Source organism: Bradyrhizobium sp. USDA 4506, assembly GCF_054058795.1.
On sequence record NZ_JBSSBM010000001.1, the window covers coordinates 340,976 to 354,894 of the forward strand.

Consider the following 13,919-nt stretch of genomic DNA (forward strand, 5'->3'; position numbering starts at 1 on the left):
CCCACCTTGACGGCAACCCACTCGGCTCGCCCGGGGCTGGCCGGCAACGCGCATACGCGCCCCACCGAGACTGCGCCGTTTATGCGCGGTTCGTCGCAGCCATTAACACCGCTCGGCGTCGCCGTGCACGGCTAGATCGAGCATCGTGCGTACCGGCTCACCAAATTCCGCCGCCAGCGCGTCGCGGAACTGCTGTCGCAGATGAGGTGGCGAGGTTGCGAATTTCGTCTCCGCGTCCGCCACCGCCCAATCCCACGACCCACGTGCGCTCAGCCGCAATATGTCGGGATCAAGATCGCGGGCGAAAGCGGGGTATGCTTGCTCGAGCAAGACCTTAAGGAATGCCCGCTCTTCTTTGCGTCCTCCGGTCAGGCGTGCTCGTGCACCCGGAAAGGACGTTGCCGGGGTCAACGCGTAAATCAGAACCGGATTGTCCGGCCGCTTTGCAACCGCAATCAGCGAAAGCCGATCCGGTGTGGCGGTTGCGGCCTTGCGCTGTGCATCGCCAAGAAACCCGACGACACGTCCCTTGTTCTGATGCGAAACCGCGTGACCATTGGCTATATAGCAGATGACGAAGGGCCGGCAGCCATCATCGGACATGCGGCGAGCAAGCTCCTTCGCCACGACCGTTTTTCCGAGACCGACCTCATCGGCAACCAGAAAGCGCCGACGGCCTCCGGGTGCTGCGAAGATCGCAAGCGCCGCATCGACGGCGGCCTCTTGGAATGGTTTTGGCGCACTCACCGACGCTTGTCCTTGATCTCAGCGAGGCCGAGCCCGCTCCGGAGCTTGCGCCACAGATCATCAAAGCGCTCCAGCATCTCCGCGGTTTGCGGCTCCTCCTGTTTAGCCTGCTCAAGTACGGCTGGCAGATATTGAGAAACCCGCCGCTCGATCTCCAGGAACTTGTTCGGGTCGCGCGCCCATGCCGCCAACATTTCTTCGAGCGTTGGCAATGAGGAATCGAGCGTGGGATTCGTTACCGTGCCCGCTCGTTGCTGCGGCTCGTCATTCGTCCAGTCGCCTTCACCCTCGCGCCCGTCGTCCGCCAACAATCCGGCCAGCCACATGAGGAAGCCTCTTGCGCCTAGAAAGTGCACGAACGCTGTGCGGTCGCGATCCTCTCCGAAAGGCGGCTCCGCTGGCGCGCGCTGCAGCCACGACAGGCCTTTCCCACCGCGGCTGACGCGCAAGCGAACGAACTCGCTCCGCTCGGCGGGAGCGACGGGCCCCAGCTCCACCACGACTTGTTGGGCGGGCCAGGCTATGAGCTCGCCGTGAAGCGTGCCCACCTCAAGTACGATGTCTGACTCATCAGGATGAGGGCCCCCGGGATGGACACTGGAACGATGGGTGAGCCGCGCTCCCGTATCGTCGATGCTGAGCTGCGCCGCCCATCGCGCGGCGACCTGGGCACGTGCTCGTTCGAGCGCTTCCTCTTCCAGGGCTACCGCATCCGGCGAATGTTCGATGCTGGGCGCTTTAACCAGCCGGGCTGAATCGAGAAGCGCTCTCAGTCCTTTCTCGACCTGCTCAGTCACGAGTAGTTCGACCGTTACCTCGGCATTGCGCCCGGTCCAGGCGCGCATGGTGGCGTTCGCACTTCCAAGCCAGAGCCGACGCTTCTGCCCGGATCGCATAAACAGCAACTTCGCATGTAGACCGCGGCCGACCTCTTCTTCCTCGTCTTCGGCGCCGCCGCTGTCAGGAGTGGGCAACGCGCTCTGCGGATCAGGCTCGGGATCGCCAATTGGATAGTCAGGCGCGTCCAACGCCAACAGATCGTCGAATACCGCCAGAGACGGACCGATCCGCTCGATCTCGCGCATTGTCGTCAGGAGCCGCCGCCGCGTTGACTTCGTCGCCTGCGGCGGCGCCTGTCGCGAAAGGAAATTCTTGTCGACGAAGGGGCTCACCACCACGACTTCATCCGTTTCTGCCGGCGGGACGGGAACGGTCTGACCGCCCGATCCGGCCGACCAGAGAATCCGCTCCACGCGCACACCCGACGGTGGCCGCCAAGCCACCTTTGCAACGGCCGCCGCCAGCGAGGCGGGGCGTTGCGCCTTGAGTGCGGCCCGTTCAGCCAGGGCCCGCGCCAGCTCCTCCGCACCGAGAACCGGAGCGCCGCCTTTCGCGCCAGAAACAAGCAAAAGCCCGATGTCACGATTCACGCATTCAGTTAGATTTCGGCTCCCAATCCAGAGCCGCCAGCCGATTTCGCCATCGGCTCCGCGCGTTCGGACCAGCGCGGCCTTGGGCTGCCAGCTGTGCGTCGCCTCATCGAAATCGACTTCGCGCACGAACTGATCCAGCACCGCCGCGATACGCGGTGTCTTGCGCACCTTCGCGAGGCGGCCGCGCTGGATGATAATGCGCACCTTCCCACGTAGTCGCTCGACCGCGTCGGCGAAATCGGACGGGCTGCCTCGGCCGGCGTCGGTGTCCTTCCCCACCAGGGCGAGCAGGGTAGCACCAATCGATCCCAGATCCGCCGAATAGGAGGCCAGCAGCGCCAGCTCGACGCTCTCATCCGGCCGTGGGCGCAAGCCTTCGAGGAACGAGAGCGCCGGCCAACTATCGACAGGTCCGCTCATCTTGCGTCCGCCAGATCATTGAGGAGCGTGCTGACCTGCTCCCATCGATAGTGGAGAGGCCCTGCAAGACCGTGTTCGTCGCTCGACCATTCAAGGCGCCGCGCGCGGCCGTTGGGCGTCGGCGCAAGCCGGGCGCGCGGCCCTTTACGAGCTTCGGCCGCAGCATATACATCGAAGAGCGAGCCGGGATTTTCCGATTTGGCCGCGATCCACGCCTTTGTGGCAGTTAGGACTGCGCGCAATCTGGATGGTAGCACGCCAATGTCCGCCTCGAGCGCGTCGACATCGAGCTTGGCTGAAATGGACCCGTGCTCTTCGACAATGGTGGCCAAGTGGTCGCGATGTCGGGTCGAGGTCTCCCGCTTGTCGTTCGCCTCGACGATTTGTTCGAGAACCGCGTCGTAGACGGCGCGGCCGACGGCGGCGAGGCTTGCGGCCTGCTGCGCCCGAACAAGCGATGCTTGATCAGAGTTGGCGATCGCACGAGTCTCGTCGGCCCACATAGCTGATGGTGCCGCAACCTCGGTCCGGACCAGCCGCGCAAGGAGAGACAGCTCATGGCCGCCATTCCGGCGCAACTGAGCGAGCCGCTCGCGAAGAAATGCCGCTTCCGCGGCCGTAAGCCGTAGGGTGATGGGACCGCCATGCCAACTGTCCGGCCTGTCGGGCAGAGACGCGAATGGCGGCTCTGACCTGAGGAGCGGCTGCCCATCGTCATCAGTCGCTGCGCCCGCGCTCTTCAGCAACCGATGCGCTTGCGCTCGCGAAATCGTCCGTCCGTCCGGACGCGGACGCAATATCCCCCACGCCGCGAGCGCATTCCAATACACGGTCGATGGCGGCTGGCTTGACGGTTTGGGATAGACACGGCTGCCGATCACCTGGGATTCCTTTGCGTCTTTCAGCCGTCCAGCAAGCTCCCGTTCGCGTTCGCGCAAAGCCCTTACAGCGGCCAGCCCCGTAAGTCCCGCCAGATCCTCGAACAGCCAGGGCACGAAGATGGCATAGCGGGCGCGGGTATGCAGCACCGATGTGCCCGGAAAAAAGCGATCGGCATAACGCTGATGGATCGTCAGAAAGCCGATCTCATCGCGCACGCCCATGGATTCTTCATCCATCTGCGCCTTGGCGCGGGCGAGCGCCTCTCGCGATAGATAGCTCCATCCCAAAGCGGACTCGACCGGGGAGCCGATTCGCGTGCGGGATGATCTTGTGGGTTGGCCCATGCCGCTCAGCTCCACAAAGAGGACAAGGTCGCCGCGACCAGCTTAGCGCCGGTGGGGACGAAATCAGCGCTGTCGTAGAGCACGGCGCCGAAGGCAAATCGGCGCGTGACGGGGGCGGCCGTCATAGGCGAGGTCCTCGCTTATTAGTATTATATTGTAAAATGGACATTTTTGGGCGAAATTTGCATACATCGTATGGATCAATGGAGTCTCATATTGAAAAATGGACGTTTATAACCTATTTTTGAATATGATGCTACAAGGCAGTTCCAGCCTCCCAAATTTCGTTACGTCCCTCCAGTCGGAGGGGCGCATCACATTCACGCGCGCCGAGGCCATCGCAGCCCTCGGCGTCACGGAGGGTGCCTTCCTCAAAGCCGCCGCGCGGCTTCAAAAACGCCACATGCTGTTCAATCCCCGGCACGGTTTCTATGTGGCCGTCCCGCCGCAATTCATGAACTGGGAGGCACCACCGCCCCCCTGGTACATCGACGCGCTGATGCGGCACGAGCAGCGTTCCTACTATGTAGGTCTGCTCAAGGCGGCTGAGCTGCACGGCGCTACGCATCATGCCGTCATGGAATTCCAAGTCGTGACTGACAAGCAACTCCGCATGATCCGGGCGGGGCGCTCTTGGGTCGCGTTCTATTTCCGCAAAGACCTGGAAAGCGTCCGTGAGGGTGTCGTCGATCGAAAGACGGATACGGGCAGCATGAAAATTTCAGGGCCCGAACTGACGGCGCTTGACCTCTTCCGTTACATGCACGCGGCGGGCGGCATCGATGCTGTCGCGACCGTCATGACGGACCTCGCGGAAAGCATTGATGGTCAAAAGCTGGCGGCCATGTCGGCGCATTTCGAGCGCGCTTGCGGCCAGAGGCTCGGCTATCTGCTTGATCGGCTCGGTCACGCCGAGCGCGCCAACCCGCTTCACGATCGGCTCTTGGAAGAAGGAGCGATGCCCTGGGTCACGCTCGAACCGGAGCGTCGAAAGGATGGGACGGCGCGCCGCACGCCTGTCGAGCGCAACGAGCGTTGGCGCGTGATTGTGCGGCGTTATCTGGACATCGATGAATGATCCCCGCTCAGAACATCATCGCTTGGTCAAAGCATGCCCCGTGGGCAGAGCAGCGGCAAATCGAGCAGGACCTTATCATCGCGCGGGCGCCGGTCGAGCTCCTCAACGACCCATTCCTGCGCAAAGAGCTTCGCTTCCGCGGCGGAACGGCGCTCAACAAGGAGGGGCCGATTCGCCTCTTGCTATTCTACGCGTCGACAGCAAGAAAAATGCCGAAACCCTAGTGCCGAAGACCAGGAGACGACTCTCGTCAGATGACGCGGTAGCGGTCGATCACGGTTGGGTCCGGCTCTATACCAAGACCAGGTGCGGTTGGGACGGTGAGCTTGCCGTGGACTGGTAGTGTTGCGCCATTATAGAGTTCGGCCTCGAACTGACAGTAAAGTCGCTCAAGAAATGGTATGGTGCGCTGAGCGGCGTTGATGTGAAGGGTGGCAATCTGTCCGGGGCCGAATAGCGCACAATGGGGCACAAATTCGATCGCGCTTGCCTCGCAAAAGGCTGCAATCTTCATCAGCTCGGTAACGCCACCAGTCTTCGCGACGTCGGGCTGAGCTATGTCGATAGCGCCAGCGTCTGCCATCGCGACGAAATCCTGCAGCGAGCCGGCATTCTCGCCCGCCGCAATGCGGTGGTGCCTCGCAGCGCGTACTCTCGCAAGGCCACGATAATTGTCCGGGGGCCAGACCGGCTCCTCAAGCCAGAGAAGGTCAAGTCCGGCGAGCCGCGCATCCATCGCCAGCGCCTCGGCCACCGACCAGGGGCAGTTCACGTCGAGCATGACAGTTGCGTGGCCGGCCGCGGCCGCGCATGCCGCCGCGATCTCCCGATACCTGATCTCGTGCAGCTTGATGTAGCTATATCCCTCCGCAATAGCTCGCCGGACGGCGGCAGCGACACCCTCCTCGCTGTCGTAGCGCAAAAGGCTGGCGTAGACCTCAACTTCATTCCCGAAAGGCCCGCCAAGCAAATCAACCAAGGGCGCGCCGGCGGCCTTGCCTGCGATATCCCACAGCGCAATATCGATCGCCGAGATCGCGTACATGGTTGGTCCGACACGTCCGAAATTCTGCAAGCCGTACTCGAGCTTGTGTTTGATTTTGCCGATACGGCGTGCCTCTTCACCAATAACCAGCGGCAAGATGCGGGTTTCGATAAGATTCTTGAGCGAGCGGTCCTCTGTACGTGAGAAGGCCTCGCCCCAGCCGACGAGACCGGTGTCTGTTTCCAGTCGCACAAACAACGTATCGAAAGTATTCGCGGGCGCGCTTGTGAACGCCCAAACTGGCTTTGCGTCCAACTGAAACGGCACAGCAACGAGTATGCACTCAGCCTTTATGATCCGGCCAGATTGGGACAAGGATCCGGTCCCCACGTCGGCTTTCGTAGCGATGGTCAAGGAACAACTCCGATGATGGACATATTGAGCTTTCGAGCAAGACCAGCGCGGTCGAACGCGCGCGGCCCCTTAGTGGTTGAACTGTATGGCCAACGCTGACAAGCATCAGCGGCTTGGCGGCAATTTGCGGACCTGCTTGGCGCTGCCGAAAGAAACAGTTCCTCCTAGGCAGGAGCGCTACTGGCCGAAAGACGAAAGCGCTCGGAAACTTCGGCCTGGTGAACCTCGTCTCGCAGCAGGGTCCAGATTTCCTGACGCAAGCGGGCGAATTCAGGCGTGCCGCGAACGTCGTTCTCGCAGGAACGCGATTGCAAGGACGTGTCGATCACCTTCTTGATCCGCCCCGGACGGGACGTCATAACCGCAACGCGCTGGCCGAGATAGATCGCTTCATCGATCCCGTGCGTGATGAAAACGATGGTCTTGCCGGATTCCTCCCAAATGCGAACGAGTTCGCCCTGAAGCGTTTCGCGGGTCTGCGCATCAAGTGCGGCGAACGGCTCATCCATTAGAAGCACATCGGGATCGTAAGCGAGGCTGCGCGCGATCGCCACGCGCTGCTTCATACCGCCCGAAAGCTCATGCGGATATCGCTCCGCGAACTCTGCAAGACCCACCATGGCGAGGAAGCGCATAGCAATGTCAGCGCGTTTGCGTTGGGCGATCCCTTTGGCTTCCAGCCCGAACTCGACGTTCTTGAGCGCGGTACGCCACGGGAAAAGCGCGTATTGCTGAAAAACAACCCCCCGATCTAACGCTGGGCCTGTGACGGGCGCGCCGCCGATGAGAATGCGGCCGCTCGTCGGCAAAGTCAGCCCGCTGAGCAGGTCAAGCAACGTCGATTTTCCACAGCCGCTCGGGCCGACGATTACGAAAAACTCGCCTGCCTTGATCTGCAGATTGACGTCCTCTAGCGCAACGAAAGCCGTGTCCCCGGAGCAGCGAGACGCTGACCTGGGTTCAAAAATCTTGCCCACGCTCTGGAGCTCGATGGCGCCGCTCATGCGGTTGTCCTTGTCAGCCGTTTGCAGTGACGATCAGCGGAGGTCGAACAATTGGCGCGACTTCCGCTGACGACCCCGAAGAGGACCGGCAATGAAAAGCTTACTTGGCCGTGGCGCTTTCCTTGACGTGCGGGTTGAACTCGTTTGTATAAAAGTCGCTCGGCTTGTATTTGCCGGGCGGCACAATTCCAGCGTCTTCAACGAGTTTTAGCCAGAAGGCGACGTCCGTATCATCATTTAGTGCATACTTCGACCAGCGCAGGGCGCTGTAATCCTTGCTGCCGTTCTTGGTGTAGAGATCGGGTAAGTATTGCTGCTCAAGCCGCCCATTGTCGAGGCCGAGCTTGATCACGTCGCCGGGATGGGCATTCGCCCATTCGGCAGCGTCCGCGATGGCGGAGACATAGGCGCGGACGAGGTCGGGATGCTCACTGACAAATTTGTCGGATGCCATCGTGCCGCCCCGGGCGATCAACCGCCCGGCGATATCGGCAACAGAAAACAGAGATCGGTAGCCGCTTCGCTCGAGCGAGATATAAAGGGGTGCATAGGCGATGATTGCATCAACCCCGCCCTGATCGAGCACCTGTTGCAGTTGCGGATCCGGCACCGGAACGATCTGAACCTCGTCCTTGGCCACGCCGTTTTTCGCGAGCCAGTCGAGCGCGTACCAAGCGCCTGAAAAGCTTGGATACTCTGTGCCGATCTTCTTGCCCTTCAAGTCTTGCGCCTTCCTGATCGGACCGTCTGCGCGCACAACAAGAGCCTGGCCGCCCGCCGCTTCGGGATTAAACGGCAGGGACGATGACACAATCACCTTTGCCTTCAGTCCCTTGTCGCGGGCATTGACCAAATAAGCATAGTCAGCGAAGGGCGCAAAATCGACCGAGCCGCTGTCGAGCGCAACCGAAAACTGGGCCCAGGGCACGGCGGCGAGTTGAGCGTCCAGACCGTACTTCTTGAAATAGCCCTGCGCGCGGGCCACTTCGATCAGCTCAAAGCCACGCGTCCAACCGACGTTCAGGGGCGGAAAGAAGACCTTGACGGTCTTCAACTCCTCAGCGGCGCTCGCGGGCGTCATTGCCTCCATTCCCGCTGCGGCGACGATCACGAGCGCGGCGACGGATACGAAATGCTTCAAGGATAATGAGACCAAGGACAGGCGCATGGTTTTCTCCACGATAGAGACAGAAGGCTGCTGCCGTGTCGCGGAATCGTAGAACACTTTTGCGCATCCTTCCGCGTCGACCAAAGATCGTAACATCTCCGCTTGCAGACACAAGCGAAAAAAGGTCGATCGACCAAATTCGGTCGATTGACCGAGTATCGTCTCGCTGGCTATTTTCAAAGGAGTCCTGAAGCAACGGCAGTCGGCCACAGACGGAGTGTCACCAATGGGCAGCGCTAGACCCCTCTCCAATGATCGGCTCACAAGCAATCTCGTCTATCCGTTCGCCAATGCTTCTTTCATGGCAAAAAATCCGCCACTCTGCCTCGAGCGAGGTGACGGCGTCTACGTCTTCGATGAACGCGGAAAGAGCTATCTCGACGGGCAAGGAGGACTCTGGAACGTCAACGTCGGACACGGGCGGCCTGAGATAAAGCAAGCCATCGTCGACCAGCTCGAAAAGCTAAGCTACTATTCGATGTTTGGCGGCACCACCACATTGCCGCCCGTCGAGCTTGCCGAGCTTATGTGCCGGCTCGCCGAGAAGGAGGGCATGCGGCGCGTGTTCTTCTCGTCCGGCGGATCCGAGGCCGTCGAGGCGGCAATCAAGCTCGCTCGGCAGTATTGGCGCCTCTCTGGCCATCCCGAGCGGTTCAAATTCATCTCTCTGCGGCTCGCCTATCATGGTGTCACGCTCGGCGCCTTGTCACTGAACGGCCGAGCGGCTCATCGGGAGCAATACGAGCCGTTGCTGCCCGGTTTTTATCAGGTCGAGAGTCCGCATCTTTACCGCAATCCGTTCACCTCGGATACGGCCGAGTTGGGTCGGCGCTGTGCGGACCTTCTGGAGCGAGAGATCATCTATCAAGGGGCCGGCAGCGTCGCCGCATTCATCGCAGAGCCGATCCAGGGGGCGGGCGGCGTCGTTGTGCCGCCGCCGAATTTCTGGCCGCTGGTACGGCAAGTCTGCGACAGGCACGGTGTGCTTCTCATCTCCGATGAGGTGGTCACAGGCTTCGGGCGCTCGGGCAGTATGTTTGGCTGTCGAGCCTTCGGCGTAGCGCCTGACGTCATGACCTTCGCCAAGGGGATCAATAGCGGCTATGTTCCTCTGGGCGCCACCATGATTAATGAACGGGTTGCTCAGGCGTTTGAAACGGAAGATGACAGCGAATACACGCCGCGCGCCTTCATGCATGGCAACACCTATGCTGGCCACCCGCTTGCCTGTGCCGCCGCGATTGCCAACTTGCGGATCGTCGAACAGGAGGACCTTGCGAGCAACGCCAAAGAGGTTGGCGCCTATTTTCTCGATCGCCTAAAGGAGATGGCGACACGTCATCCTCACATCGGCGACGTTCGCGGCAAGGGGTTGATGATCGGCATCGAATTGGTCGCCGACAAGGAGAGCAAGCGCTCGTTTGATCTCAGCGAACGCTTCGGAGCAAGAATCTGGGAGCGCTGCGTCGAAAACGGCGTGCTCTTGCGCAATGTCGCCGACACCTTCATCATCTCGCCGCCACTTACTTTAAAGAAGGAGCACGTCGACGTGATGGTTGACGTCTTTGATCAAGCCATTTCGTCGGTCGGGTGACAGGATGTACGATTGAATCGATTGTTCTCGTCGCGTTTACTAGGCGCTTCTCATTCGACGCGCTTGCCCGAGAGGTGGTCGCAAGGAAAGTGATAATGGCACGAGAACTCGCTGACATTGCTCGTGCCGGGAGCGCTGTTGTGCTGCCACTCGCTGGCGATGAGCGCACCTCGCTTCAATCCCCGACGAACTGGAACGAGCTTGGCGATGCAAGCACTGGAAACCACAATTCCGATTGCAGATGTCCCGCGGAGGCGATGAATGGCGGCGTCAAACAGGCTTGCAATGAGTTGGGCAGAGTGGGGCAAGCACGATGCCATCGCCCTTGCCGAGCTGATCAGAGCGAAAGAGGTGTCCGTTCGCGAGATTGTGGCGCAGGCGGCTGCGGCGATTGAGCGCCTTAATCCGCAGCTCGGCGCGGTTATTGAAGTCTATGAAAATAGCCTTGAAAACGCCGATGTCGATGGCCCCGATAGAGCCGGCAAGCTCTATGGCGTGCCCATGCTCCTGAAAGATATCGGCTTGGGACTCAAGGGACGCACACAAGAGTACGGATCGAAGCTCTACCGGGACAACGTGGTAACGGCGACTGATCCGGTAGTTGAGAACTTCCTGAGCGCCGGATTGATCCCGATCGGGCGCTCGACCACGCCGGAATTCGGGATGTCGTTTGACACCACGACTGATTATTTGGGCAAGGTCATGGTGACCCGAAACCCCTGGAATTTGGAGCGCACACCAGGCGGCTCATCGGGAGGGTCTGCCGCCGCCGTGGCTGCTGGCATCGTTCCTATCGGGACGTCGTCGGATGGCGGGGGATCCACCCGCATTCCAGCGTCGTTCTCGGGGTTGGTGGGGCTCAAGGCGTCCCGCGGGCGAGTGGCGCGGCCGCTTGCAGAAAGCGAATATATCAGCAGGCTTACCATCGATGGTGTGATCACCCGCACCGTCCGCGATACGGCTGTCACCTACGACTTGATCACACGCATACCCGAAGGCGGGACGTTCATACCGATCGCGCCGCCCGTTGGCTCTTACCTGGAATTGGCTTCTCGCGAGCCCGGCAAGCTCCGGATTGGCCTTTCGACTGGCCGCTGGGGCCGCGGTACGGATACGGATAGCGAAGTATCGGAACGTGTTCGAGCAGTTGGGACGGTACTGGATAAGTTCGGCCACGCCGTTGAAGAGATCGACGATGCCCTGATTTGCGATTGGGAGGCCTTGTGGGAGGGGCATGTTGCGACGTGGATCTCGAGCCGCGCACAGCTTCGCAAACACGCCGAGAAACGCGGCATCAACGAGAAGGACCTCGAGCGATATCTGACTCCGATGGTCTATCGGCACTATTTGGCGGCAGAGCGATACGACAAATTCGATATTTGGCGAATCATGGAGCGCAACAATCAAGTCACCCGCGAGTTCGGGCGGTTCATGAGCGGGTTTGATCTGCTCCTAACCCCCACCTTTGCAATTCGACCTCAGAAAGCGAACGGGCCCTATTCGCTTCTCAGAGATCAAGAGCTTGAGCCCTGGGTCGCCCGGCTTTGCGACGCCTGCCGCTATTTGATGCCAGGAAATGAAACGGGAATGCCAAGCATCTCCGTACCGGCCGGGCTCGACCACGAAGGACTTCCCATCGGCGTTCTGCTGCATGCCAAATGGGGCCGGGAAGATCTGCTGTTGCAGATCGCAACACAATTGGAGAGCTCAAAGCCAGAATGGTTCGGAGCAACCCCGCCGGTGTATGTGTAGCCCAGCCCTGCCGGTGCTGCACCGATTGAATGGCGGGGCGGCGGATTGTTTGGTTGGGTTGGGAGAGTTTGCCCGGCCCGCGACTACGCTGGACGTCGGCAACGCGGGACTGACATTTTCGCCTCCTCTCGCGAGGGACACATTGCTGGCCGATGGTCTGCGCGGCCAACGTCTTGCTCCTCGGGTGAATGTGTGATGATCCGTTAGCAGGGCAAGCTGCCGTGAGCGGATCACGTAAGTTGCCGATCTGAGGCAGGGCTCAGTCCCGCAAGCACATCGGGAGTCGCGATTCCCGAGGCAGGTGAGCTGATGTCGGCATCGTACCTCTTGCGACACGAGCCAGCGCTCCGATCGAAGGGCCGCTCGATGGAATTATAGACGTAAATGGATCATCTGCTAAGCTTCAATGGCCGCGGGTAGGAGGGAAGGGCAGTGGAGGAAAAATGCTAGTTCATCGTAAGGAGCCGGGCGTTATGGCTTCCCCTGGTGGTTTCGTTTGGACATCGATCACTCAATCGGCTTGGCGCGCCATCGAGCCTGCCATCAGAAACTCGATCGCCATCTTGATCTTTCTGGCCCTATGGGAGCTGGCTCCTCGCTTCGGTCTGATCAATCGGACCTTCCTGCCGCCGTTTTCCGAAGTCATCGTGCGAGGTGCTGAATACGCGTGGGCCGGTAAGCTGCTGCCGCAAATCCTCGTGAGCGTCGAGAGAGCCGCGGGTGGCTTCGCGCTCGGTGTTGTCACTGCCATACCACTTGGCCTCCTGCTGGGTTGGTACCGGTCACTGGAAGCCTATCTGAACCCGCTGCTGCAACTTCTGCGACAGACAAATCCCGTCTCGCTGTTTCCGGCCTTCATCCTGTTCTTCGGCATTGGCTACGCGACCAACGTTGTCATCATCTATTGGGTGGTAGTGTGGCCGATCCTGCTTGCGACGGTCAACGGTGTTCGTGAGGCTGATCCGGCGTTGGTCAAATATGCTCGCTCGGTTGGTCTGCCGGATTGGCAAATCTTTCTCAAAGTTGTGCTGCCCTCGGCCGTCCCCTCGATCATCACGGGAGCGCGGCTTGCGGCGACTTATTCTTTCCTGATGCTCGTTGTTTCCGAGATGGTGGGCGCGACCAGCGGCCTCGGCTACCTCATTGTCAACGCGCAGTACTTGCTGAGCATTCATCTTCTCTACGTCGGTGTCATTCTTGTCGCGTTGCTGGGCATCCTCAGCAATTGGGGTCTCGTCGCGCTGGAACGGCGCCTTACCGTCTGGAAGCAGGACATTCGCTCCTGAAAGCTTATGACACCTACCTGATCCAAAGTTATCCCAACAGAAGAAGCTAAGTAAATGGCGCGAACGAAAAGCGATAGAACGCGCACGCAGATCATCGAGGGCGCGATTCGAGCGTTGTCAGAAGCGGGCGTCGCCGGAATCACAACGCGAAAAATCGCGGCAGAATCCGGGGTTGAACTATCGACGTTGCACTATCATTTCGACAGCAAGAGCGCGTTACTATTCGCAGTCCTCGAAGCGCTGATCGAAGAAATGGTTTCCTGGCAGCGAGCTCACCTGGAGAGCGTCACAGATATCAACGAGTGCATCGACCAATTGTTGCAGGTCGTATGGCGAATGTTGATGAGCACACGTCCGTTGCAACTCATTCAATACGAACTAACGCTCTACGCGCTTCGTGAGGATGCCGACTGGTTGGCCGAGCGGCAATATGATGCTTATGTGCAGCCTTATGTCGAGTTTCTCAGAAAGATTCCTGAGCGCGAAGGCGGGCTCTCACTTGAGGAATGCAGGACGATTGCCCGTTTCATGCTGGCGGGAATGGACGGCCTCCTTCTGCAGGAGCTCGCCAAGCCCAATCGCGCTCGTTCAAAGCGCGGCGTCGAGGCGCTCATCGCGGCGACCCAAACTTACGCAAATGCGCTGCGCCGACGTCGGGGCTAAAAAGCGCCCCCGTATCACACCACTCGATGGCACAGTGCGTGAACGCGGTGAGGTGGCGCGCTGGCGATCTAACCGTGAAGCCAAGACAGCGGCGCAGCTCGACAATAGCGATCAGCATCATCGGTCTGATGGGCCGCGCCAGAGCTGTA

Annotated in this window: 12 protein-coding genes; 6 read left to right on the top strand and 6 right to left on the bottom strand. The window is 60.3% G+C overall.

All coding sequences use genetic code 11. The features are described from left to right. Positions 1–102 precede the first annotated feature (102 nt). The 3 genes from ACVIHF_RS01530 to ACVIHF_RS01540 are packed head-to-tail and all read right to left on the bottom strand — an operon-like array spanning position 103 to position 3,826. Positions 103–747, bottom strand: coding sequence for a DEAD/DEAH box helicase family protein (locus ACVIHF_RS01530; protein ID WP_253610103.1), 645 nt, complete (start codon positions 745–747; stop codon positions 103–105). Next, on the bottom strand, positions 744–2,600 hold the full coding sequence (locus ACVIHF_RS01535; RefSeq protein WP_456791473.1) for a hypothetical protein: 1,857 nt from the start codon (positions 2,598–2,600) through the stop codon (positions 744–746). Before ACVIHF_RS01535 ends, ACVIHF_RS01530 begins: the two co-directional genes overlap by 4 nt. Further along, on the bottom strand, positions 2,597–3,826 hold the full coding sequence (locus ACVIHF_RS01540; protein ID WP_253610105.1) for a DUF6361 family protein: 1,230 nt from the start codon (positions 3,824–3,826) through the stop codon (positions 2,597–2,599). The genes ACVIHF_RS01535 and ACVIHF_RS01540 overlap by 4 nt, the downstream gene beginning before the upstream one ends. A 223-nt stretch (positions 3,827–4,049) precedes the next feature. Between ACVIHF_RS01540 and ACVIHF_RS01545 the strand changes: the two genes are divergently transcribed. Together ACVIHF_RS01545 and ACVIHF_RS01550 are read left to right on the top strand one after the other, a co-directional pair. Continuing rightward, positions 4,050–4,904: a type IV toxin-antitoxin system AbiEi family antitoxin domain-containing protein gene (locus tag ACVIHF_RS01545; RefSeq protein WP_253610106.1), complete on the top strand. Its 855-nt coding sequence runs from the start codon at positions 4,050–4,052 to the stop codon at positions 4,902–4,904. Continuing rightward, complete coding sequence (locus tag ACVIHF_RS01550; RefSeq protein WP_253610107.1) at positions 4,901–5,128, top strand: nucleotidyl transferase AbiEii/AbiGii toxin family protein; 228 nt, start codon at positions 4,901–4,903, stop codon at positions 5,126–5,128. Before ACVIHF_RS01545 ends, ACVIHF_RS01550 begins: the two co-directional genes overlap by 4 nt. 26 nt (positions 5,129–5,154) lie before the next feature. Here ACVIHF_RS01550 and ACVIHF_RS01555 read toward each other — a convergent pair whose 3' ends face one another. The 3 genes from ACVIHF_RS01555 to ACVIHF_RS01565 all read right to left on the bottom strand — a co-directional run bounded on the left by ACVIHF_RS01555 (position 5,155) and on the right by ACVIHF_RS01565 (position 8,532). Then, positions 5,155–6,303, bottom strand: coding sequence for a mandelate racemase/muconate lactonizing enzyme family protein (locus tag ACVIHF_RS01555; protein WP_253610108.1), 1,149 nt, complete (start codon positions 6,301–6,303; stop codon positions 5,155–5,157). A 164-nt stretch (positions 6,304–6,467) separates the two neighbouring features. Further along, the gene (locus tag ACVIHF_RS01560; protein WP_253610109.1) at positions 6,468–7,307 is read right to left on the bottom strand and encodes an ABC transporter ATP-binding protein; all 840 of its coding nucleotides are present in this window, start codon (positions 7,305–7,307) and stop codon (positions 6,468–6,470) included. A 100-nt stretch (positions 7,308–7,407) separates the two neighbouring features. After that, entirely contained in the window at positions 7,408–8,532 is a 1,125-nt protein-coding gene (locus ACVIHF_RS01565; RefSeq protein ID WP_253610110.1) for an ABC transporter substrate-binding protein, read from the bottom strand. 169 nt (positions 8,533–8,701) lie between these two features. On the opposite strand from ACVIHF_RS01565, the gene ACVIHF_RS01570 reads away from it, so the two are divergent. The 4 genes from ACVIHF_RS01570 to ACVIHF_RS01585 all read left to right on the top strand — a co-directional run bounded on the left by ACVIHF_RS01570 (position 8,702) and on the right by ACVIHF_RS01585 (position 13,770). Further along, a complete protein-coding gene (locus ACVIHF_RS01570; protein ID WP_253610111.1) occupies positions 8,702–10,069 on the top strand; it encodes an aminotransferase class III-fold pyridoxal phosphate-dependent enzyme in 1,368 nt (455 codons plus the stop codon). A 261-nt stretch (positions 10,070–10,330) separates the two neighbouring features. Continuing rightward, a complete protein-coding gene (locus ACVIHF_RS01575) occupies positions 10,331–11,821 on the top strand; it encodes an amidase (RefSeq protein WP_253610112.1) in 1,491 nt (496 codons plus the stop codon). Positions 11,822–12,294: 473 nt separating this feature from the next. Continuing rightward, positions 12,295–13,107 (top strand): ABC transporter permease, encoded by an 813-nt coding sequence (locus ACVIHF_RS01580; RefSeq protein WP_253610113.1) that lies wholly within the window; start codon positions 12,295–12,297, stop codon positions 13,105–13,107. Between the two features lie 54 nt (positions 13,108–13,161). After that, positions 13,162–13,770: a TetR/AcrR family transcriptional regulator gene (locus ACVIHF_RS01585; protein WP_253610114.1), complete on the top strand. Its 609-nt coding sequence runs from the start codon at positions 13,162–13,164 to the stop codon at positions 13,768–13,770. The last annotated feature ends 149 nt before the right edge of the window (positions 13,771–13,919 follow it).